Source organism: Rhizobium sp. Leaf371, from assembly GCF_001424045.1.
Classification (GTDB): domain Bacteria; phylum Pseudomonadota; class Alphaproteobacteria; order Rhizobiales; family Rhizobiaceae; genus Ferranicluibacter.
This window is the reverse complement of record NZ_LMQB01000023.1, coordinates 126,398-145,590: the sequence shown is the minus strand read 5'-3', so window position 1 is coordinate 145,590 and position 19,193 is coordinate 126,398. Positions and strand designations below refer to the sequence as shown.

General features: G+C 64.7%; 22 protein-coding genes, 2 tRNA genes and 1 pseudogene. 7 read left to right on the top strand and 18 right to left on the bottom strand.

Annotated elements, in window-relative coordinates:
• Positions 1-172 precede the first annotated feature (172 nt).
• Positions 173-1,423: an amidohydrolase family protein gene (locus tag ASG39_RS11475; RefSeq protein ID WP_062595131.1), complete on the top strand. Its 1,251-nt coding sequence runs from the start codon at positions 173-175 to the stop codon at positions 1,421-1,423.
• A gap of 136 nt (positions 1,424-1,559) precedes the next feature.
• Here the strand turns inward: ASG39_RS11475 and ASG39_RS11470 are convergent.
• The 10 genes and pseudogenes from ASG39_RS11470 to ASG39_RS23885 form a co-directional block, all read right to left on the bottom strand.
• A tRNA-Phe gene (locus tag ASG39_RS11470) sits at positions 1,560-1,635 on the bottom strand.
• 332 nt (positions 1,636-1,967) lie between these two features.
• Positions 1,968-2,174 (bottom strand): annotated as a pseudogene (yacG, locus tag ASG39_RS24540) (DNA gyrase inhibitor YacG); the annotation flags it as partial.
• 91 nt (positions 2,175-2,265) lie between these two features.
• Complete coding sequence (locus ASG39_RS11460) at positions 2,266-2,886, bottom strand: Maf-like protein (protein ID WP_062595130.1); 621 nt, start codon at positions 2,884-2,886, stop codon at positions 2,266-2,268.
• A 250-nt stretch (positions 2,887-3,136) separates the two neighbouring features.
• Positions 3,137-3,355, bottom strand: coding sequence for a translation initiation factor IF-1 (gene infA / locus ASG39_RS11455; RefSeq protein ID WP_004435948.1), 219 nt, complete (start codon positions 3,353-3,355; stop codon positions 3,137-3,139).
• 251 nt (positions 3,356-3,606) lie between these two features.
• Positions 3,607-4,083 carry a low molecular weight phosphatase family protein gene (locus ASG39_RS11450; protein WP_062595129.1) on the bottom strand — a complete coding sequence of 159 codons (477 nt, stop codon included), beginning with the start codon at positions 4,081-4,083 and terminating at the stop codon, positions 3,607-3,609.
• Positions 4,084-4,086: 3 nt separating this feature from the next.
• Positions 4,087-4,563 carry a UPF0262 family protein gene (locus tag ASG39_RS11445; protein WP_062595128.1) on the bottom strand — a complete coding sequence of 159 codons (477 nt, stop codon included), beginning with the start codon at positions 4,561-4,563 and terminating at the stop codon, positions 4,087-4,089.
• Complete coding sequence (gene hisD / locus ASG39_RS11440; protein WP_062595561.1) at positions 4,560-5,864, bottom strand: histidinol dehydrogenase; 1,305 nt, start codon at positions 5,862-5,864, stop codon at positions 4,560-4,562. The genes ASG39_RS11445 and hisD overlap by 4 nt, the downstream gene beginning before the upstream one ends.
• Positions 5,865-5,985: 121 nt before the next feature.
• Positions 5,986-6,441, bottom strand: a complete 456-nt coding sequence (locus ASG39_RS11435) for a DUF2948 family protein (protein WP_062595127.1) — start codon at positions 6,439-6,441, stop codon at positions 5,986-5,988.
• Between the two features lie 99 nt (positions 6,442-6,540).
• The gene (gene murA, locus ASG39_RS11430) at positions 6,541-7,833 is read right to left on the bottom strand and encodes a UDP-N-acetylglucosamine 1-carboxyvinyltransferase (RefSeq protein WP_062595126.1); all 1,293 of its coding nucleotides are present in this window, start codon (positions 7,831-7,833) and stop codon (positions 6,541-6,543) included.
• Between the two features lie 175 nt (positions 7,834-8,008).
• The gene (locus ASG39_RS23885) at positions 8,009-8,326 is read right to left on the bottom strand and encodes a hypothetical protein (protein ID WP_156468131.1); all 318 of its coding nucleotides are present in this window, start codon (positions 8,324-8,326) and stop codon (positions 8,009-8,011) included.
• Between the two features lie 250 nt (positions 8,327-8,576).
• On the opposite strand from ASG39_RS23885, the gene ASG39_RS11420 reads away from it, so the two are divergent.
• Positions 8,577-8,651 (top strand) — tRNA-Thr (locus ASG39_RS11420).
• A 168-nt stretch (positions 8,652-8,819) separates the two neighbouring features.
• On the opposite strand, the gene ASG39_RS11415 is transcribed toward ASG39_RS11420, so the two are convergent.
• The 4 genes from ASG39_RS11415 to ASG39_RS11400 form a co-directional block, all read right to left on the bottom strand.
• Complete coding sequence (locus tag ASG39_RS11415; protein WP_062595124.1) at positions 8,820-9,467, bottom strand: DUF2076 domain-containing protein; 648 nt, start codon at positions 9,465-9,467, stop codon at positions 8,820-8,822.
• A 109-nt stretch (positions 9,468-9,576) separates the two neighbouring features.
• Positions 9,577-10,293, bottom strand: a complete 717-nt coding sequence (locus ASG39_RS11410) for a Bax inhibitor-1/YccA family protein (RefSeq protein ID WP_062595123.1) — start codon at positions 10,291-10,293, stop codon at positions 9,577-9,579.
• 108 nt (positions 10,294-10,401) lie between these two features.
• Positions 10,402-11,175, bottom strand: a complete 774-nt coding sequence (locus ASG39_RS11405; protein WP_062595122.1) for a zf-HC2 domain-containing protein — start codon at positions 11,173-11,175, stop codon at positions 10,402-10,404.
• Positions 11,162-11,698 (bottom strand): sigma-70 family RNA polymerase sigma factor, encoded by a 537-nt coding sequence (locus tag ASG39_RS11400; RefSeq protein WP_062595121.1) that lies wholly within the window; start codon positions 11,696-11,698, stop codon positions 11,162-11,164. Before ASG39_RS11400 ends, ASG39_RS11405 begins: the two co-directional genes overlap by 14 nt.
• A 244-nt stretch (positions 11,699-11,942) precedes the next feature.
• Between ASG39_RS11400 and ASG39_RS24705 the strand changes: the two genes are divergently transcribed.
• Positions 11,943-12,065 (top strand): hypothetical protein, encoded by a 123-nt coding sequence (locus ASG39_RS24705; protein ID WP_277995966.1) that lies wholly within the window; start codon positions 11,943-11,945, stop codon positions 12,063-12,065.
• 42 nt (positions 12,066-12,107) lie between these two features.
• On the opposite strand, the gene ASG39_RS11395 is transcribed toward ASG39_RS24705, so the two are convergent.
• The 4 genes from ASG39_RS11395 to ASG39_RS11380 all read right to left on the bottom strand — a co-directional run bounded on the left by ASG39_RS11395 (position 12,108) and on the right by ASG39_RS11380 (position 13,715).
• Positions 12,108-12,497 (bottom strand): DUF930 domain-containing protein, encoded by a 390-nt coding sequence (locus tag ASG39_RS11395; RefSeq protein WP_062595120.1) that lies wholly within the window; start codon positions 12,495-12,497, stop codon positions 12,108-12,110.
• A 179-nt stretch (positions 12,498-12,676) separates the two neighbouring features.
• Positions 12,677-13,141 (bottom strand): YbaK/EbsC family protein, encoded by a 465-nt coding sequence (locus tag ASG39_RS11390; protein WP_062595119.1) that lies wholly within the window; start codon positions 13,139-13,141, stop codon positions 12,677-12,679.
• A gap of 117 nt (positions 13,142-13,258) precedes the next feature.
• Complete coding sequence (locus tag ASG39_RS11385) at positions 13,259-13,447, bottom strand: hypothetical protein (RefSeq protein WP_062595118.1); 189 nt, start codon at positions 13,445-13,447, stop codon at positions 13,259-13,261.
• A gap of 13 nt (positions 13,448-13,460) precedes the next feature.
• On the bottom strand, positions 13,461-13,715 hold the full coding sequence (locus ASG39_RS11380; RefSeq protein ID WP_062595117.1) for a GlsB/YeaQ/YmgE family stress response membrane protein: 255 nt from the start codon (positions 13,713-13,715) through the stop codon (positions 13,461-13,463).
• A gap of 730 nt (positions 13,716-14,445) precedes the next feature.
• Here ASG39_RS11380 and ASG39_RS11375 point away from each other — a divergent pair.
• The 4 genes from ASG39_RS11375 to ASG39_RS11360 all read left to right on the top strand — a co-directional run bounded on the left by ASG39_RS11375 (position 14,446) and on the right by ASG39_RS11360 (position 19,190).
• Positions 14,446-16,083, top strand: coding sequence for a globin-coupled sensor protein (locus ASG39_RS11375; protein ID WP_062595116.1), 1,638 nt, complete (start codon positions 14,446-14,448; stop codon positions 16,081-16,083).
• Between the two features lie 127 nt (positions 16,084-16,210).
• Positions 16,211-16,504 carry an STAS domain-containing protein gene (locus ASG39_RS11370; protein ID WP_062470379.1) on the top strand — a complete coding sequence of 98 codons (294 nt, stop codon included), beginning with the start codon at positions 16,211-16,213 and terminating at the stop codon, positions 16,502-16,504.
• Positions 16,505-16,506: 2 nt separating this feature from the next.
• Entirely contained in the window at positions 16,507-16,872 is a 366-nt protein-coding gene (gene cheY1 / locus ASG39_RS11365; RefSeq protein ID WP_062470377.1) for a chemotaxis response regulator CheY1, read from the top strand.
• Positions 16,873-16,898: 26 nt separating this feature from the next.
• Positions 16,899-19,190 carry a chemotaxis protein CheA gene (locus tag ASG39_RS11360; protein WP_062595115.1) on the top strand — a complete coding sequence of 764 codons (2,292 nt, stop codon included), beginning with the start codon at positions 16,899-16,901 and terminating at the stop codon, positions 19,188-19,190.
• Positions 19,191-19,193: the final 3 nt, after the last annotated feature.

The following is a 19,193-nucleotide window of genomic DNA, read 5'->3' as shown; positions in this document are numbered from 1 at the left end:
GCGCCCGACGTTTCCGTGGATTGCCGTCTGCTCATCGCACCATCGCCATCTCCGGCCTTGCGTTCCCGCAAGAACCCGTTTCAACTTCGCCGACCCCCTGTCCCAGGACTTTAAACCCGCAGGACTGTAAACCCGCAGGGCGGATCAGGGCTCCAGCGATCGCGAGGCAACAATGACCATCGATTTCGTGATCCGCAATGCCCGCCTGCAGGGAAGGGAAGGCCTCGACGACATCGCCTTTGCAGGCGGCCTCATTGCCGGCATCGCCGAAAGTGCGGCAGGCTCCTTCGTCTGCGATGCGCCGGAGCGCGACGCACTGGGCAATCTCCTCTGTCGCGGCCTCGTCGAAACCCATCTCCACCTCGACAAGGCGGGCATTATCGGCCGGTGCACGCTCTGCACCGGCACGCTGGCCGAAGCCGTCGCCGAGACCTCGCGCGCCAAGGCCGCGTTCACGCAGGCCGATGTCTATCAACGGGCCGCCCACGTCGTGGAGCAGGCGATCGTCAATGGCACGAACCGCCTGCGCACCTTCGTGGAGATCGACGGACGCGCCGGCTTCCGCTCCTTCGAGGCGATCAAGCGCTTGCGCGCGGATTATCGAGCCCTGATCGACATCGAAATCTGCGCCTTTGCCCAGGAGGGGCTGACCAACGATCCGGGCACGCTGGAAATGCTGGATGCGGCCTTGCAGTCCGGCGCGGATATGGTCGGCGGTTGCCCCTATACCGATCCCGATCCGCAGGCGCATATTGCCGCCATCTTCGACCTTGCGGAGCGCCACGGCGTCCCGGTCGATTTCCACCTGGATTTCGATCTTGATCCCGAGGGGTCCAATCTCCCGACCGTCATCGCAGAGACCGTGCGGCGCGGCTACCAGGGCCGCGTCTCCATCGGCCACGTCACCAAGCTCTCGGCACTCCCGCTTGAAGCCTTCGCGGTGACCGCCCGAGAGATCGCGGACGCCGGCATCGCCGTCACCGTCCTGCCGGCCACCGACCTTTTCCTCACCGGCCGGGATGCCACGCACCTTGTTCCCCGCGGCGTGGCACCGGCCCACCGGCTCGCAAGCCACGGCGTGCTGACGACGATTTCCACCAACAATGTTCTCAACCCCTTCACGCCCTTCGGCGACATGTCGCTGCTCCGCATGGCAAATCTCTATGCCAACATCGCGCAACTCGGCACGGATCAGGCGCTTGCAGGCGTCTTCGATATGATCACGGTCAATGCAGATCGGCTGCTGGGGCGAAGCGCCCTGCCGCCCGCGATCGGCGATCCCGCCACGCTCGTCCTCCTCTCGGCACCGTCCGCCGCAAACGCCGTCGCAGGCCCGGCAACGGCAACCGCCGCCTGGAAGAACGGCCACCAGACATTCGACCGCCCCCCGCCCCGTCTCTTCCGCAACGAGCCGCCAGGCTGAAACGCAGGCTCAGCCATCAAGGAGAACGCCAAGACAAGGTGACGTACACACCCCTGCGCGCCATGCGTAGCAGCTGAACACGACGCCACCGTCGTCACTGCCTGTGGGTCTGTAAGAGTAACGACTTGTGGAAAAATGGTGCCCGGAGGCGGATTTGAACCACCGACACGCGGATTTTCAATCCGCTGCTCTACCAACTGAGCTATCCGGGCATACCGGCTTCGAAGGCCTTGTGAGGCCGTGGGGCTTTGGTTTTCCCCGGGAAGCGAGCGGGGTTATAACATCTTGTTCGGAGGTGTCCAGCGCCAGATGGCGTTTTTCTGACAGAAAGTTCGTTTGCGGAACAAGCTGTTGATAGAGCTCAGCTTCTCAAGAGGACCGAGAGGCTGGGGAGGGACGGAGTGCCCGATTACGGTCTCCACGAGGCGCCTGCGAGGGCTGCGAGAGGCTTGGAGGTCGTCCGGAGGGATCGAGGACGGGACAGCCTTTGGCGCTGCTGCACGTCTCGCTGTGCGGCGGCCGGCCCTCTCTCCTTCAGTGGTCCCTAGTCGTCGTCGCGCGTGCCGTTCTGGAGCGTGTCGTCGGGGTTGTCCTCGTCCTGGGAGACGGGGATGGCATAGGCGCCGGTGAGCCAGCGGCTGAGGTCGAGGTCGCGGCAGCGATTGGAGCAGAAGGGATAGTGCTCGCGGTGGGACGGGCGGCCGCATTCCGGGCAGGGCACGGTCTTGCGCAGCGGAGCGACGTTCGAGGCGGGCTTGGCCTGTGCGGCGGGGCTGTCGTTCGCAGGATCGTTCGGGGTCTTGCGGCCGCTTGTGGCTTTCGGGGTGTCGTTGCTCATGGTGTCATCCTTCGAGCCAGGCATCGTGCACGTTGAAGCCTTCGCCGGAGAGCAGGGCGACGGTTTCGGTCAGGGGTAGGCCCACGACATTGGTGTAGGAACCGACGAGCTTGACGACGAAGCTTCCGGCAATGCCCTGGATGGCATAGCCGCCCGCCTTGCCGCGCCACTGGCCGGAGGCGAGATAGCTCTCGATATCGTGGGAGGTCAGGCGGCGAAAGCGGACCTTCGTGTCGATCACCTTCTGTCGAACGGAGCCGTCCGGCGTGATGAGGCAGATGCCGGTATAGACCCGGTGGCTGCGGCCGGAGAGAAGCGTCAGGGCGGCCGTGGCCTCTCCAAGGCTTTCCGGTTTTTGCAGGATGCGGCGACCGACGCTGACGACGGTATCGGCTGCCAGAAGATAGGCGCCGCGCGCCTCGTCCATGCCTTTCAGCGTCGCTGCCGCCGCTCGCGCCTTTTCGGCGGAAAGCCGCCAGGCGAGCGAGCGCGGATGCTCCGTGCGCCGCGGGGTCTCGTCGAGATCCATCGGCATCAATCGCCTCGGCTCGATGCCGACCTGCGCGAGGAGCTCGACGCGGCGGGGCGAGCCGGATGCCAGGATAAGCGTCTGATCGTTTGCCATCGTCTGTCGTTCCCGGATCTCTGCGCAAGGATCTCCCGACCGGAACCGGTTTGACGGAACGGGCGCATGCGGCAGCTTGCATGGCGGAGCGGTGTCGGTTCTGGCCATGCCCGCTTGCGCTGCCTTCATGCCGTCCCCGAGCCGAAACGGGTACGATCTCGCAGCGCTGTGATGTGCGGCGGCGCATGACAGGATGCGATGCGTCTCGGCGCGCCGGCCCGGCTTCACCCCGTGCCTGTCTTCGCGCGCCTTACTTGAAGCGGTAGGTGATGCGGCCCTTGGTCAGGTCGTACGGGGTCATTTCCACCAGCACCTTGTCGCCGGCAAGAACGCGGATGCGGTTCTTGCGCATGCGGCCGGCGGTGTGGGCGATGATTTCGTGTTCGTTTTCCAGCTTGACGCGGAACGTCGCATTGGGGAGCAGTTCGGTTACGACGCCCGGGAATTCGAGGACTTCTTCTTTCGCCATTGACGATTTGTCTTTCCGAGTTTCATGAAGGCCCTGGGCCTCTTTAAAAAATTTGCCGGAAACTACACAATCACCGTCCGTTTGTGAACAGCGGCGTTCCGGTTTTCGATCTTTCCGTCAGCGGCCGGGGGTTCGGCAACGGCAAAACGGCGTCTTTCGACGCTGCAGGCCGGGCACGAGGGCGTCGACGAGGGTCCGTGCGGCCACCGGAGAACGCCTGTCCTCGCATGCGCGGCTGCGCGTAACCCGCTCTATGGCATCTTGTTCGGCGATTGTCCAAGCAAACGATGCCGGATGAGACTTTCCAGATGGTCGCGCACATCGCGATAGGCCCCGACGATCTGGTCGCGCGTGCCGATGGCGGCCGTCGGATCTGCCGTCGGCCAATATTCCACATCCACGGCCATCGAGCGGGTCAGCTCCAGCGCGCGGTGATGCGCCTCCGGGGCAAGGGTGACGATCATGTCGAAATAGTCGTCCTCGAGCTGGTCCAGCGTGTGCGGCTCATGGCGTCCGGCGGTCAGGCCCAGCTCGTCCAGCACGACATCGACGAAGGGGTCGCGCTCGCCGGTCTTGACGCCCGCCGAGGCGATGTAGGTCCCGGCCGGCAGCAGCGCCTTTGCCAGCACCTCGGCCATGGGAGAGCGGATGGCATTCATGCCGCACATGAACAGCACCGACCGCGGAGGTCCGGTGCCGTCGTCTCGCGGTTCAAGCCCCGGCGCCATCGCCTACCCCCGCCAGTAGAGCACGCAGACGAGGGTGAAGAGTCGGCGTGCCGTGTCGAAGTCGAGCTTGATCTTGCCGGAAAGGCGATCCATCAGCGTCTGCGAACCCTCGTTGTGAATGCCGCGCCGTCCCATGTCGATCGCTTCGATCTGGCTCGGCGTCGAGCTGCGGATTGCCTCGTAATAGCTCTCGCAGATCATGAAATAATCGCGCACGATGCGGCGGAACGGCGTCAGCGAGAGAATATGGGTGATGACGTCGCCGCCCGCCTCGGTGGTCACGTTGAGCACGAGCTTGCTGTCCATCAGCGACAGTTTCAGCCGGTAGGGGCCACCGTCATGGCCGATCGGCTCGAAGCTGTTTTCCTCGATCAGGTCGAAGATGGCGACGGCCCGCTCATGCTCCACATCGGGCGTCGAGCGGCCGATCGTCTCGTCCAGCACCACGTCGCAGAGGCGAAAAGCGGGCGCCTGGCTCATCCCGTCTCTCCAAGGTTGAGGCGGATCGCCACCGAGCGCGCATGGGCCTCCAGACCCTCCGCACGGGCGAGCGCGATGGCGGCGGGGCCAAGATCGCGCAGCTGTTCGGTGCCGAGCCTGAGGATCGAGGTGCGCTTCACATAGTCGAGCACGCCGAGTCCGGAAGAGAAGCGGGCCGAGCGCGCCGTCGGCAGCACATGGTTGGAGCCGCCGACATAGTCGCCGATGACCTCGGGCGTGTAGCGTCCGATGAAGATCGCCCCCGCATTGCGGATCTTGGGGATCATCGCATCCGGATCGGCCAGGGCCAGTTCCAGGTGCTCGGCTGCGATCCGGTTGGCAAGGTCCGGTGCGCTGGCAAGATCCTCGACGAGAATGATAGCGCCGAAATCGCGCCAGCTGCTGCGCGCCGTCTCCGCGCGGGGAAGCGTGGCGAGCTGCCGCTCGACCGCCCGTTCGACCGCATCGGCAAACGCGGCATCGTCGGTGATGAGGATCGACTGCGAATTGATATCGTGCTCGGCCTGCGCCAGAAGGTCGGCGGCGATCCAGTCCGGGTCGTTGTCCTTGTCGGCGATCACGAGAACTTCGGATGGGCCGGCGATCATGTCGATGCCGACCGTGCCGAACACCTGGCGCTTGGCGGCGGCCACATAGGCGTTGCCCGGACCCATGATCTTGGCGACCGGTGCGATCGTGGCCGTGCCATAGGCAAGGGCCGCGATGGCCTGCGCGCCGCCGATCCGGTAGATCTCGGACACGCCGGCCATGCGGGCTGCGGCGAGAACGGCGGGATTGATGTTGCCGGCCAGCGCCGGCACGACCATGACCACGCGCGGAACGCCGGCGACCTTCGCCGGCAAGGCGTTCATCAGCACGGAGCTGGGATAGCTCGCCGTGCCCCCGGGAACGTAGAGGCCGACCGCATCGATCGGCGTCCATCGCGAGCCGAGGCCGACGCCCATGGCATCGGTATAGATGTCGTCTTTCGGCAGCTGGCGGGCATGGTGCGCCTCGATCCGCACGGCGGCGACCTTCAGGGCGCCCAGCACTTCGGACGGCACGGCTTCGATCGCGGCATCCACCTCCTCGGCCGAGACGGCCATGGCGGTCGTGGCGTGGTCGAGCTTGTCCCATTTCAGCGTATATTCGGACAGGGCGGCGTCACCCCGCTCGCGCACGTCGGCGATGATCCGGCGCACGGTCAGGTCGACATCCTCGGAGACCTCCCGCTTGGTGGTGAGAAAGGCCGCGAATGCGGCCTCGAAATCGGAAGCGCGGTGGTCGAGGCGAATGGCCACTGTGTCGGGATCCTTCGTGTCGGCGGACGTCATAGGGAATTCGGGCATGCCAGACGGAACAGCGCCGTTGGGGTCGCCGGCGTCATTGGCCTCTCCCCGTCAAGCGCCGGCCGGCACCGTCTCAGCTTTCCGGATGGTGAGGCCTGAAAGCGGTTTCCCACGCCCCGCCCGTATCCGCAAGCTGTACCTCGATACATTCCACATTCAGCGCGATCGTCGCATCGCCGGCCAGCACCAGTTCCAGCACGCCGTCCGGGCCCTCGCCCTTGGGCTCGAACCGCAGGGCCAGCAGCGACAGCACGGCGTCCGTGTCCGTCCTCGAAAAGCCGATGGAGCGCACGGACGTCACGCGGTGGAAGCCGATCACGGCGCGGCGGCGCTCATTGGTCTTCTTCTTGGCGGCGGCCGCATCGCCGCCCACCGTCTTTTCCCAGACGAAGCGGTTGACCACCAGCGCGAAGCTGCCGGTCCGGGGCGTGTAGGAGATGCCCTCGACCTTGAAGACCGCATCCTGCACATGTGCGGAGATGATCTCCAGGTCCTGCGCGTCCAGCGCCATGAGCTTCAATGTGTCCATGAGGTCCTGCCTGTGAGATCTGGCCCTTCGGGTTCCGGGGTCCGGAGCAGAGATAGGTCGCGGCGGCGGCTTGCGCAACGGGCCGCGACCCGCCGCGCATCAGTCGGTCACGCGCTCGACGATCGCGCCGCAGCGCGTCAGCTTCTCTTCCAGCCGCTCGAAGCCGCGATCCAGATGATAGACGCGCGACACCATCGTATCGCCTTCGGCCACCAGGCCGGCGATGACCAGCGATACGGAGGCGCGAAGGTCTGTCGCCATGACCGGCGCACCTTTCAGGCGCGGCACGCCCTCGATCTTCGCCGTCTGCCCGGACAGGGTGATGCGCGCGCCGAGCCGGGCGAGCTCCTGCACGTGCATGAAGCGGTTTTCGAAGATCGTCTCGGTGATGTGCGAAACGCCGCTGGAACGCGTCATCAGGCCCATGAACTGCGCCTGCAGGTCGGTCGGGAAGCCCGGAAAGGGGTCGGTGACCACATCGACCGGCTTGATGCCGCCGCCATTGCGATAGACCCGGATGCCGGTTTCCGTCGGCGTGATCTCGGCGCCCGCACGGCGGATCGCTTCGAGCGCCGTGTCGAGCAGGCTCGCATCGGTGCCTTCGAGGATGACATCGCCGCCGGTCATGGCCACGGCCATGGCATAGGTGCCGGTTTCGATGCGATCGGGCAGGACGCGGTGGCGCGCGCCCGAAAGCGAGGTGACGCCCTCGATGGTGATGGTGGAGGTGCCGGCGCCGGTGACCTTCGCGCCCATGGCGTTGAGGCAGTTCGCGAGATCGACCACTTCCGGCTCGCGCGCGGCATTGCCGATCGTGGTCGTGCCATTGGCCAGCGTCGCCGCCATCATCATGACATGCGTCGCCCCGACGGAGACTTTCGGAAACACGTAGCGTGCGCCGATCAGCCCGCCTGCGGGGGCCGTCGCATTGATGTAGCCGCTGTCGATCTCGATATTCGCGCCGAGCGCCGCAAGGCCCTCGATGAAGAGATCGACCGGCCGCGTCCCGATGGCGCAGCCGCCGGGCAGCGACACGCGCGCCTTGCCCTCGCGCGCCAGAAGCGGTCCGATGACCCAGAAGCTGGCGCGCATCTTCGAGACCAGCTCATAGGGCGCCGTGGTATCGACGATGTTGCGGCAGGTGAAGTGGATCGTGCGCGCATAGCTTTCGCCCTGCCGCTCGCGCCGGCCGTTGACCGAGATGTCGGCGCCGTGATTGCCGAGGATGCGGATGAGCTGCTCGACATCGGCGAGATGCGGCACGTTTTCCAGCGTCAGCGTGTCGTCTGTGAGGAGCGATGCGATCATCAGCGGCAGGGCGGCGTTCTTGGCGCCGGAAATCGGGATGATCCCGTGAAGCTCGTTGCCACCGGTAATTCTGATGCGATCCATGATCAGTCCTCGTCGGGGCTGAAACGCCCCTGCATGATAGATATGCCGTTCGTCGGCAGGAAAGCGGCTTCCATAAAGCAAGCCAGGGCAAATGAGAAGCGATCCGCAGGACGCGGCGGCGCGAGCGGTTTGCGTGGGCGATGCTGGCACCCGGAAAGAGGGGCGCCGCGCCGCATTATCTTGAGGATTGGTCCGGATTTGCGGCAGGATGCCGATCGACACCGCCTGCGGGATCGATCTCGCCATCGCTGCGATGCGCGCGCTCGTCGTCCGCAGCCGATTCGGCCTCGGCAGGTTCGGGGTCCGCGGGAAGAGGCGTATCGCCACCGACGTCGACAAGCGCCTCGCCGCTGGCCGCCGGCAATCCCACGGCCTCGTCGGCATCGCCGGCCCGTCGCGCGCGTCCCTGCTGCTTGCGCCGCTGGAGGTTCTCCCGCAACGTCCGCGCCGCCCGTTCCCGCCGCGCCTGTGCCTGCCGTTCCGCCTCGCTCATTTGCCGCTCCCGTCCCTTTAGACCATGGCCGCATCCGAACGATCGCGTGCATCCGACCGTCCGCACCGCACCGCCACGCCGCCTTCCTACAAAATCGCCGCGCCGCGCGAAACCCAAGCCGTGCCCTCGGGCCGCCTCCAAATGCTCCAAACACAAGAAAACCGCTTCCCCTGCCTTGCGCTCCCCGAAAACCTATGGCAATAGGCCCTCGCTCCGACACGGTCGCCTCTGCGCCGCCGCTGTCTTCAGTGCTGCTATAGCTCAGGGGTAGAGCACTCCCTTGGTAAGGGAGAGGCCGAGAGTTCAAATCTCTCTAGCAGCACCATTCTTCTCTCCCTTTTTTCGAAGATTATCCGGGAAAACCGTGATCTCGACCGCGTCCATCGGACTGTCTCGCGCGTGCGATGGACGACCCGTGTTTTCCGCCATCGGCCATCACGAAAAAGAGCCGGCTTTTGGCCGACTCTCGCTTTTCGTTCGATGCTTCGGGCGATCAGAAATCCATATCGCCCATATCGTCGCCACCCATGTCGTCGGCGCCCGTGTCTTCTGCCGGAGCTTCGGCGGGCGTTTCCGCCGCGTTGGCTTCGCCGCCGGAGAACATGCTGCCGATGGCGCTGCCGAGGAGCATGCCGCCGGCGACGCCCATGGCGGTCTGGGCCGCACCTTGCAGAAAGCCGCCACCAGCCCGTTGCCCTTGCTGAACACCGCCCTGGTTACCCCAGGGGCTGTTGGATGGGCTGTTGGGCTGGGCGCCCGGCTGGCCTGCCGGCTGTTGGCCCATGGCGGGGCTGGCCTGAGCATAGCCGCCTTGCGGGGGCTGCTGCCCATAGCTGTTCGCCGGTGCTGCATGGCGGGCAGGGGAGGCCTGGCTTCCGCCACCGAACAGGCTGGAGAACAGCCCGCCGGAAGAGCGACCGGACGACTGGCGCTCCAGTTCCTGGATCCGCTGCTCGGCCGCCGCCAGAGCCTGGTCCTGGACGACGATGGTCTGCGCCATCAGGTAGGCGGCCGTCGGCTGGGCGGCGATTTTCTGGCCGATGAAGGCATTGGCCTCCTGATCGAGCGGGCCGGATTGGCGCTCGACCTCGGCAATGCGGGAAAAGAGCCCGTCGATCGCCTGGCGGTCATTGCTGTCCATGGTGATGTGTCTCCGTGATCTCATGCGCAACGCGACTGTTGCAGGAACGGCTTGAAGGGATCCCCCCGGCCCGCGGGCCGGAAGGAGAAAGACGGGACGTCGGACGCGACTATTCGCGCTCGCCGGTGAAGTTCAGCAGGAGCTGGAAGATGTTGACGAAGTTCAGGTACAGCGACAGGGCGCCGAAGACGGCAAGCTTCTGCTGCGATTCCTGGTCCATGTTCTCGGCAAACTGTTCCTTGATGTTCTGCGTGTCGTAAGCCGTCAGGCCGACGAACACGACGATGCCGATGACCGAGATGGCGAACTGCAGGGCGGACGAGCCGAGGAAGATGTTGACGACCGAGGCGATGACCACGCCGATCAGGCCCATCATCAGGAACGAGCCCATCTTCGACAGGTCGGCCTTGGTCACGTAGCCGTAAAGGCTGGTCGCGCCGAACATGGTCGCGGCGATGAAGAAGGTGCGCGCGATGCTCGTTCCGGTGAACACGAGGAAGACGGAGGCGAGCGACAGGCCCATCACGGCGCAGAACGCCCAGAACATGGCCTGTGCCATGCCCGCCGACATGGTCTGCAGGCGGAACGACATGAACAGCACGAAGCCGACCGGCGCGAGCATGACGACCCACTTCAGCGGCGACTGGAAGATCGGAACGTAGAGCGCCGGCGTCGTGCCGACGATGAAGGCGACGAGGCCGGTGACCACGAGGCCGAGACCCATATAGTTGTAGACGCGCAGCATGTGCTGGCGCAGCGCCTGGTCGAGGAAGGCGCCGCTCTGTGCCGTTGCGCCGTAGCGGGGGCCGGGATTGCTGAAACTCATCGGGGGTCTCCTTTTGGATGAGAAAGTGGGGATGGTTGGATCAGAAACTGTGAAGGACGTCGGCACCGGAAGGCCCAGGGGCCGGTCCGGGGTCAGTCCGGTCCGGGGTCAGTAAAGGGTTTTGGAGAGGCGCTCCGCCGTCTGGGTCAGCTTCGCCTCGCCGGTCGCGGAAACCAGCGCATAGGCGACGTCGCCGATCTGCCAGTCCGCCGCCTCGATGCCGTCGATCGCGTAGGTCTTCACCGGCCGCACCGAAAAAGCGCCCGGTCGAACGGCGAAGAGCGACATCTGCGCCTTGTCCGGCGTGCGGATGGCGAGTTCGACGCTTGGGCCGAAGCGCGAGGGGAACACCTGCACATCGACCACGGTCCAGCTGTCCGGCAGCGCCGGCATGACGATCGCGGTCGCGGCGCGGATGTCCTCGCGGTCGTAGGTGTGCACCTCCGGCTGCGACGACATGGTTTCGCGGATCTCCGCCGTGCGGTGTGCCCGGACGGCTTCCTCGACATGGGCCGGCGGCGGCTCGGAGGCCACGACCTCCGTCACCTGAAAGGGGCCGAAGCTCGTGCTGGCGACCCAGCCGGCACCGACGAGCAGGCTGACGGCGGCCACGCGTTGCAGTTGCTGGCCGAACCGGGGAAAACGCAGACCGCTTTCCAGCCGCCGCGCCGCATCGCGGGTCTGGCGCGTGCCGCCGGGATCGACGGTCGCCTGCAGCGACAGGCGCAGTTCGCCGCGCATGTGCAGATCGCCCATGACGCGGGCGGCGGCCTCCGGGTTCTGCGCCAGATGCGCTTCGACCTGCAGGCGCCGCTTCGGCGTCAGCTGGTTGTCGACATAGGCATCGAGGTCGCTGTCGAGAATCGGGTCAGCCACGGTCATTGTCGGTACCTCCAACGATCTTGAGGTGCGGCGGCGCACGGCCTTCCTCGAAGGCGCGCAGGCGAGCCCGCGCGCGGGAAAGGCGCGACATCAGCGTCCCCACGGGAATATCGAGGACGCGCGCGGCATCCTGGTAGGACATGTCGTCGATGGCGACGAGATGAAGCGCTGCACGTTGCTCTTCCGGAAGGCTGAAGAAGGCTTCGCGCAGCTGTGCGAGACGAACCACATCTTCCGCGTCGCCATGATGCAGCCCTTCCGACAGCAGCGCTGCCTCCTCCACGCGCCGCGCCTGCGAGCGCTTGCGGCGCAGGCTGTCGATATGCGTGTTGTGAAGGACGGACATCAGCCATGTCCGCAGGTTCGCACCCTGGCGAAAGGTCGGCCGGCGTTCGTAGGCGCGCATCAGCGCGTCCTGCACCAGATCCTCCGCATCGTGCGGATTGCGCACGAGCGATCGGGCATAGCGCCGAAGAGCGCCAAGCTGGCCGATGACATCGAAAGGGCTTTTCCTGTCGTCCATGCCTCATATACGCACGGCGACGAAGGTTTATTCCCATACCCCGGAAAAGAATCTTTCTTCACACGAGCGCTTTAAAATTGATATTAGGAATACCTAATATGTGCTAATCCGGTGCAGGTGCCGCGAACTGTTAACGGATGGACGATATGCTCGTTAACGCAAGGGTGAAGACCCCTGACGACGGACCGGCCTTGGAGGAGGCGATCCGCAGATGAGGGGTGATCGGGAACGACGGAACCGTCCGGTGCCGATACCGGACGCACGCGGGGAGGATGTTGATATGGCCGCACACATGATGCGCACGCTGCTGACCACCATGGCATTCCTGACGGTCTCGATGGGTCTCGTGCTCTGGGCTGCCAATTAGGCGGGTCAGCCGGCTTTCGCGTGACCCTCGAAAGATCCTGCGTCAGGGATAGAGATAATGCCGTTCCCAGGCGTCATGCGGGATCTGGCTGCCAATCTCGTATTTGAAGGATTCCACATCGATGTGATCCGGGCCGGTCGTGCAGCGGAATTTCAGCCGATACCACTCGCCTTGGCTCCGAAACACCGCCCCCGGTGCCGTGATCGTGTTCGTGCCCGTCACCGGATCGCCGAAGGCATAGGCGATCACCTTGTCGGGACGGTAATGGTTCTTGTCCTTGTTGATGCGTTCCATCGCTTCGGTATCGCAGCGCTGCTCCAGCCTCGTGGCCGGGTCGAGTTTCTCGAACTGGCGAACGAGCCTCTGATCCATGGCGGCCGTCGAGGTGGCGGCGCCTGCCGCCAGCAAAGCCGACAAGGCTATCCTGTTCATGCGTTGATTCTTTCACTATCGGTCGAAGATCTGCTTCAAGGCGATTTTCTTGTCCATTCAATGGCTGAAAAGAGGCGAGGGCGCCTGAGGCCGAAAAAGTGCGTGTAAACTTACGCCTTCGTTCCGGTCTATCGCCTTGAAAAGAAAGATCGTTTTGAAAAGGCAGCCGATCAGCGGATTTATGACGCTGCCGCCACGTCGATCCACGTCGCACCGGTGATCTCCGCCATGCGCTCGGGCGAAATCCGCACCGCCGCGTTGATCGCTCCGGCTGCGGGCACCACGATGTCGAAGGCGCGCAGCGACACGTCGCAATAGACCGCGATCGGCCGCGGCAGGCCGAAGGGGCAGACTCCGCCGACCGGGTGGCTCGTCTCGGTTTCGACATCGGCAAGGTCGAGCATCCGGGCCTTGGTGCCGAACTGCGCCTTGAACTTCTTGTTGTCGAGGCGCGCTTCGCCGCCGGTGACGATCAGGATCACCTCCTCGCCCGCCCGCAGCGCCAGGGTCTTGGCGATCTGCGCCGGCGCGACGCCATGGGCTGCCGCCGCCATCGCGACGGTCGCCGTGCTCTCGTCGAGAACGATCACGTGAAGATCGGGCGCCGTCTCGGCAAGGAAGGCGGTCACGGAGGAGAGGCTCATCAGGCTATCCGCTTTTCCAATGTTGGTTCGACCCGCGTGCCGACCCCAAGGCCGGTCCATGCAGACATGAAAGGCGGATCGTTCGACCCGCCTTCACACGTCCGGATACCGCGTGGTTCAATCGTCGTTCGTGGCGTCGAGATCTTCGGGACGCGTGCCCGTCTGGCCGTGCGGCAGGTAGCCATGGCTCGTGAACCAGTTCTCGAGAATGGCGGCAATCGCCGCGTCCCGGCTGTCGATCTCCGGATGGTCGGAGATGAACGAGGCGAGTGCGGCTTCGATTTTGGGATCTGTCGTGCGGGTCATGGATGTCGCGTCCTCAGGCTCGCTTGATCACGCGAATGAGCACGAGCAGAATGATCGCGCCGAGGGTGGCATGGATGATCGCGGCGAGAATGCCGCCGCCGATCACGAAGCCGAGACGAGGAAACAGCCAGCCCGCGATGAAGGCGCCGAGAATGCCGACGATGATGTTGCCGAACAGGCCGAAGCCGAAGCCCGAGACGATGAGCCCGGCAAGCCAGCCGGCGACGGCCCCGATCAGCAGAAAGATGAGGATGCTTTCGATACCCATGGATGGTTCCTTTCCGAATGGATGAACCATGAGATAGGGCGGAGCGGGCCCGGGGTTAGATCTTCAGCGACACGAAATATGCCGGAAAGGATCGGTCCCGCAGGACGTCAGAGCACCCGGGATGGGAGCGTGACGCGGCCGTCCTCGATATTGAGAAGAACGGAGACGGCAACGAGCGTCAGGCATGCGATGAGGGTGGCGCTCAGTCCGAGAACAATCATTGCCCGTTTCCTTTTCGCGTCATCGTCATGATGCCCGCTGGATCCTTCCCGTAAGACACGCGACGGTGCCGGAACGACCGGATTGCGTCTCTCATGACGCGGGTCGCTCGGGGCCGGACGTCGTGCCGGAAGCGTCCTCTTTCTATGCGCGCGTGACCACCGCCACAATTGCAAGGATTGGGGGGTGAAAACCTGTATTCACAGGCGTTTGCGGCTTTTGTCCCAGGATCGTTCAGCATTCTGTGGAATAGGGGTCGGCCGTTAACCTTCAAGCAACGAATTAACCATAAACATGGTCCCTACACGTCGAAGTGGGGACCCTTGTCCTCTCCCGGGCATGATGCCGATCCGACGAGCCGGTTCCAACCCGGTATGGGACGTTAACGGGCTTTGTACCGTTTTCGGCCAAATTGGCATCATCGTGCGCCACAGGCGCACATTCTCATATCGTTCGGCAGGCGGTGATGGTCACCGATCCTGACGGGAGACCTACGGGACCGGGGACAAGCGTGGCACAGGAAGCGGTGGCGGACCAGAATCGGAGGGCGCAGGCGGGAAGCCTGGTCGAGCGCCTGCGGTTTGCCGGGCTGGATTCCGGCGAAACGGATATCCTGCGTCGTCACCGTCAGGCCCTTCAGCCCCAGGTCGATCTCGCTTTGCGCGATCTTTTCCAGCGCCTTCAGACTTTCCCGGAAGCCTCGCGCCATTTTTCCAGCGACCGCCAGATCGATCGCCTGCATGACCTCCATGCCTCCCATTGGGGCGTGTTGACGGATGCGCGGTTCGACAGTCTCTATGCCGAGCGCGTCAAGGTTCTGGCCGATGCGGAAAGCCGCATGGGCCTTGATCCCCGCTGGCAGATCGCCGGCCACGGCGTCATTCTCGAACGGCTCATCGTCGCTGCCGTCGAGGCCTTCTGGCCGAAATCCATGCTGTCGACCGGCAAGGGCAAACAGCAGGAATTGACGGAGCTCGTCTCCGCCTTGGTGCGAACCGTGTTCGTCGATACCGAAATCGGCGTCACGCTGCGCTTCAACGAACAGCGCCAGGCCCATCAGCGGCAGATTGCGGAAACGCGCACCGCGTCCGAAACCGAACTTCTCGCAGCCTTCGCCGGCATTGCCGATGCCTTGTCGCTGGGCGATGTCTCGGCCCGCACGCCGGCCGATGTTCCGGATGCCGCCGTTCCGCTCGCCCGCTCGCTGGATGCGGCTCTCGACACGATCGAGGCGAATCTTCGCACGCTCGATGCGGGCATATCCTCCTCCGCCACGGCCGGTGCCGCGCTGGCCGAAGGCACCGAACGCCTGGGATCGTCCGCGCAATCCGAGGCGGCGGCTCTGGACTCGGTTGCGCAACGGCTCGAGGCCCTGGTCGCCCGCGTTCGCGAAAGCGCGCGCGAGAGTGCCGAGGCCGAAAAAGCCGTCGCAGCCACCGGCCATTCGGTCGAGCGCAGCGGCGAGATCGCCGGCCTTGCCATCGCGGCGATGGCCGACATCGAGACCTCCGCCGAAAAGATCGGCCAGATCATCGGCGTCATCGACGAAATCGCCTTCCAGACCAATCTTCTCGCCTTGAATGCCGGGATCGAGGCCGCGCGTGCAGGCGAAAGCGGTCGCGGTTTCGCGGTCGTCGCCCAGGAAGTGCGGGCACTCGCCCAGCGCTCCGGCGATGCGGCCCGGGAAATCAAGCAGCTGGTCACGGGCACCAAGGCCCAGGTCGATGCCGGCGTCGAACGCGTCGGCCGCACCCAGGCCGCGATCGGCAGCATCGTCGAACAGGTCCACGGCATCCAGTCCGCCATCACCGGCATCGCCCGGCAGTCGGGCGAGGATCTGTCGAGCCTTGAGGATCTGCGCACCGAGATCGGCCGTTCCGGCCGCGCGCTTGCCGGCCTCACCAGCGACGCGGAGCGCACCAGCGACGCCGGCCGGACGGCCCGGCTGGTGACGATCGAGCTCGGTGAGACCATTCGCCGCTTCACGCTGCGCCCCGAAGGCACGGGCGCACGTGCGGCAGCCAATACGATGGCCGCCGCCACGCAACCGCGACAGGCCCTGGCCGCGCCGGTGACGAAGGCGGAGGCCTTTCTCGATGACGAGGACGACATGGCCTTCGGGCGTGTGTCGGCATGGGGGCGATCATGATGATGCTCCCGGCTCTGCGTCCATGCCCGTGCCGCCTGCGTGACACCGCCCTTGCGGGCGTTGGCAGACGGGACGGTTTCGTTCGACAGGTCAATCTCCTCCAGGTGACACAAGGAAAGGCGCCGTGATGGCCCCAAAGAAAGCCGCATCGAAGACGCTCAATCTCGCGCCGGTCCTCGACCTCAATGAGGCAAGCGCCCTTCACAGCAAGCTGACGGAGATGCGTGGCAGCAACATCGTCATCGATGCATCGGCCGTCGAGCGGGTCGGAGCGCTCTGCGTGCAGGTCCTGATGGCCGGTGCCAAGAGCTGGGAACAGGACAAACACGCCTTCACCATTTCCAAGGTGTCGGACGCTTTTACCAAAACGACGCAGCTCATCGGGGTCAATGTCGACCACCTGATGGCCAAGGAGATCTGAAAATGAAGAAGAAGGTTCTCACAGTGGACGATAGCCGGACCATCCGGAATATGCTCCTCGTGACGCTCAACAATGCCGGTTTCGAAACCATTCAGGCCGAAGATGGCATCGAAGGTCTCGAAGTCCTCGAAGACTGTAACCCCGACGTCATCGTCACCGACATCAACATGCCCCGCCTCGATGGCTTTGGCTTTATCGAAGGCGTCCGTCGCAACGAGAAGTACCGCGCCATTCCGATCCTGGTCCTGACCACGGAGAGCGACGCGGAAAAGAAGAACCGCGCCCGCCAGGCCGGAGCGACAGGCTGGATCGTCAAGCCCTTCGATCCGACCAAGCTGATCGACGCCATCGAGCGCGTAACCGCTTAAAAAACACCCTCGCCAGGATTCCAGCTATGGATATGAATGAAATCAAAGAGATCTTCTTCCAGGAATGTGAAGAACAGCTCGCAGAACTGGAATCCGGTCTCCTCCGTTTGAATGACGGGGATCGTGATCCGGAAACGGTCAATGCGGTCTTCCGGGCCGTTCACTCCATCAAGGGCGGTGCAGGCGCCTTCGGACTGGATGATCTGGTCTCGTTCGCCCACGTGTTCGAAACGACACTGGATTGCGTGCGCTCCAACAAGCTGGAACCGACGCAGGAGGTTCTGAAGGTCATGCTCAAGTCGGCCGACGTCCTGGCCGACCTGACCAACTGTGCCCGCGACGGCGGCAGCGTGGACGAAGCGCGTTCCAAGCAGCTGATCCGCGAACTCGAAGCTCTGGCGCACGGCACGCCGCTCCCGGGTGCTGCCGAAGCGCCGGCTGCAAAGGCTGCCCCGGCCAAGCCCGCGGCGCCCGCCAAGCCGGCTGCTCCGGCACCCGTCGCTGCGGCGCCGAACGATCAGGGCTTCGTCCCCGTCGCCTTCTCCTTCGACGACTTCGGTGGCGACGCCGCCGCCGAGACGTCCGCGATGCCGACCTTCGAAATCTCCTTCAAGCCGAATGCGGACCTCTACCGCAAGGGCAACGAGGCGACGCTGCTTCTGCGCGACCTCTCGCGCCTCGGTGAGATGAGCATCCTCTGCGACATGGACAGCCTGCCGTCGCTGGAGGCCCTGAACCCGGAAGACGCCTACTTCTCCTGGAAGATCTCGCTGCGCACCGACAAGGGCGAAGATGCGATCCGCGGCGTGTTCGAATTTGCCGAGTGGGATTGCGAACTTGAGATCGCCGAGCTTGCAGAGGGCGAGCAGCCCGTTGCCGTCGACGGCGAAGCCCCGATGCAGGCCGTTCCCTTCGATCTCTCCATTCTCGACGATGAACCAGCGCAGGCCCTCGGCGTGGTCGAGGAAGAGGAACAGATCGCGGCTGCCACCGCTTTGGAAACCGCCAGCAACGTTCTCAATCTCGCCAGCGCCGCTGCCAAGGCAGCGGAAGCAAAGCAGGCGCCGGCCAGTGCCGCCAATGCCGCCAGCGCGCAGCAGGCCGCAGCAGCAGGCCAGACGATCCGTGTCGATCTCGACCGCGTCGACCGCCTGATCAACCTCGTCGGCGAGCTCGTCATCAACCAGGCGATGCTCTCCCAGAGCGTCATCGAAAACGACACCAACGGCACGTCGTCGATCAATATGGGCCTCGAGGAGCTGCAGCAGCTCACCCGCGAGATCCAGGATTCGGTCATGGCCATCCGCGCCCAGCCGGTGAAGCCCGTCTTCCAGCGCATGGCCCGCACGGTGCGCGAAATCGCCGATATCACCGGCAAGTCGGTTCGCCTCATCACCGAGGGTGAAAACACCGAAGTCGACAAGACCGTCATCGACAAGCTCGCCGAGCCGCTGACCCACATGATTCGCAACGCGGTCGATCACGGCCTCGAAATGCCGGAAAAGCGCATCGCCCTCGGCAAGAACCCGGAAGGCACGGTCCGCCTGACCGCCAAGCACCGCTCGGGCCGCATCATCATCGAACTTGCGGACGACGGCGCCGGCATCAACCGCGAGCGCGTTCGCCAGAAGGCGATCGACAACGACCTGATCGCTGCCGATGCCAACCTGTCGGACGAGGAAATCGACAACCTGATCTTCCATGCCGGCTTCTCGACAGCTGAGAAGGTCTCCGACCTTTCCGGCCGCGGCGTGGGCATGGACGTGGTCAAGCGCTCCATCCAGGCGCTCGGCGGACGCATCAACATCTCCTCGAAGCCCGGCCAGGGCTCCGTCTTCACCATGAGCCTGCCGCTGACGCTCGCCGTCCTCGACGGCATGGTCGTCACGGTGGCCAGCCAGACGCTGGTGGTGCCGCTGACCGCCATCGTCGAAACCCTGCAGCCGGATGCCGCCTCGATCCATTCCTTCGGTGCGACGCAGCGCCTGATCTCGATCCGCAACTCCTTCTGCCCGCTGGTCGATGTCGGACGGATCCTCAACTTCCGCGCCACCCAGGCCAATCCGGTCGAAGGCGTTGCCCTGCTGGTGGAATCCGAAGGCGGCGGTCAGCGCGCGCTGATGGTCGATGCGATCCAGGGCCAGCGCCAGGTGGTCATCAAGAGCCTCGAGGCCAACTACACCCATGTGCCCGGCATCGCCGCGGCGACCATTCTGGGTGACGGCCGCGTGGCGCTCATCCTGGATGTCGACGCCGTCGTTGCCGCCTCCCGCGGCCAGCCCCTCAGGCTGGAATCAGCTCTGGCCGCTGTGGGATAAGCC

Excerpts from the sequence above, each read along its gene's own strand:
- ASG39_RS11475 (WP_062595131.1), top strand. The coding sequence starts at position 173 with ATGACCATCGATTTCGTGATCCGCAATGCCCGCCTGCAGGGAAGGGAA.
- ASG39_RS11460 (WP_062595130.1), bottom strand. The coding sequence starts at position 2,886 with ATGGCAAACGATCAGACGCTTATCCTGGCATCCGGCTCGCCCCGCCGC.
- infA (WP_004435948.1), bottom strand. The coding sequence starts at position 3,355 with ATGGCGAAAGAAGAAGTCCTCGAATTCCCGGGCGTCGTAACCGAACTG.
- ASG39_RS11450 (WP_062595129.1), bottom strand. The coding sequence starts at position 4,083 with ATGGCGCCGGGGCTTGAACCGCGAGACGACGGCACCGGACCTCCGCGG.
- ASG39_RS11445 (WP_062595128.1), bottom strand. The coding sequence starts at position 4,563 with ATGAGCCAGGCGCCCGCTTTTCGCCTCTGCGACGTGGTGCTGGACGAG.
- ASG39_RS11435 (WP_062595127.1), bottom strand. The coding sequence starts at position 6,441 with ATGGACACATTGAAGCTCATGGCGCTGGACGCGCAGGACCTGGAGATC.
- murA (WP_062595126.1), bottom strand. The coding sequence starts at position 7,833 with ATGGATCGCATCAGAATTACCGGTGGCAACGAGCTTCACGGGATCATC.
- ASG39_RS23885 (WP_156468131.1), bottom strand. The coding sequence starts at position 8,326 with ATGAGCGAGGCGGAACGGCAGGCACAGGCGCGGCGGGAACGGGCGGCG.
- ASG39_RS11415 (WP_062595124.1), bottom strand. The coding sequence starts at position 9,467 with ATGGACAGCAATGACCGCCAGGCGATCGACGGGCTCTTTTCCCGCATT.
- ASG39_RS11410 (WP_062595123.1), bottom strand. The coding sequence starts at position 10,293 with ATGAGTTTCAGCAATCCCGGCCCCCGCTACGGCGCAACGGCACAGAGC.
- ASG39_RS11405 (WP_062595122.1), bottom strand. The coding sequence starts at position 11,175 with ATGACCGTGGCTGACCCGATTCTCGACAGCGACCTCGATGCCTATGTC.
- ASG39_RS11400 (WP_062595121.1), bottom strand. The coding sequence starts at position 11,698 with ATGGACGACAGGAAAAGCCCTTTCGATGTCATCGGCCAGCTTGGCGCT.
- ASG39_RS11395 (WP_062595120.1), bottom strand. The coding sequence starts at position 12,497 with ATGAACAGGATAGCCTTGTCGGCTTTGCTGGCGGCAGGCGCCGCCACC.
- ASG39_RS11390 (WP_062595119.1), bottom strand. The coding sequence starts at position 13,141 with ATGAGCCTCTCCTCCGTGACCGCCTTCCTTGCCGAGACGGCGCCCGAT.
- ASG39_RS11385 (WP_062595118.1), bottom strand. The coding sequence starts at position 13,447 with ATGACCCGCACGACAGATCCCAAAATCGAAGCCGCACTCGCCTCGTTC.
- ASG39_RS11380 (WP_062595117.1), bottom strand. The coding sequence starts at position 13,715 with ATGGGTATCGAAAGCATCCTCATCTTTCTGCTGATCGGGGCCGTCGCC.
- ASG39_RS11370 (WP_062470379.1), top strand. The coding sequence starts at position 16,211 with ATGGCCCCAAAGAAAGCCGCATCGAAGACGCTCAATCTCGCGCCGGTC.
- cheY1 (WP_062470377.1), top strand. The coding sequence starts at position 16,507 with ATGAAGAAGAAGGTTCTCACAGTGGACGATAGCCGGACCATCCGGAAT.
- ASG39_RS11360 (WP_062595115.1), top strand. The coding sequence starts at position 16,899 with ATGGATATGAATGAAATCAAAGAGATCTTCTTCCAGGAATGTGAAGAA.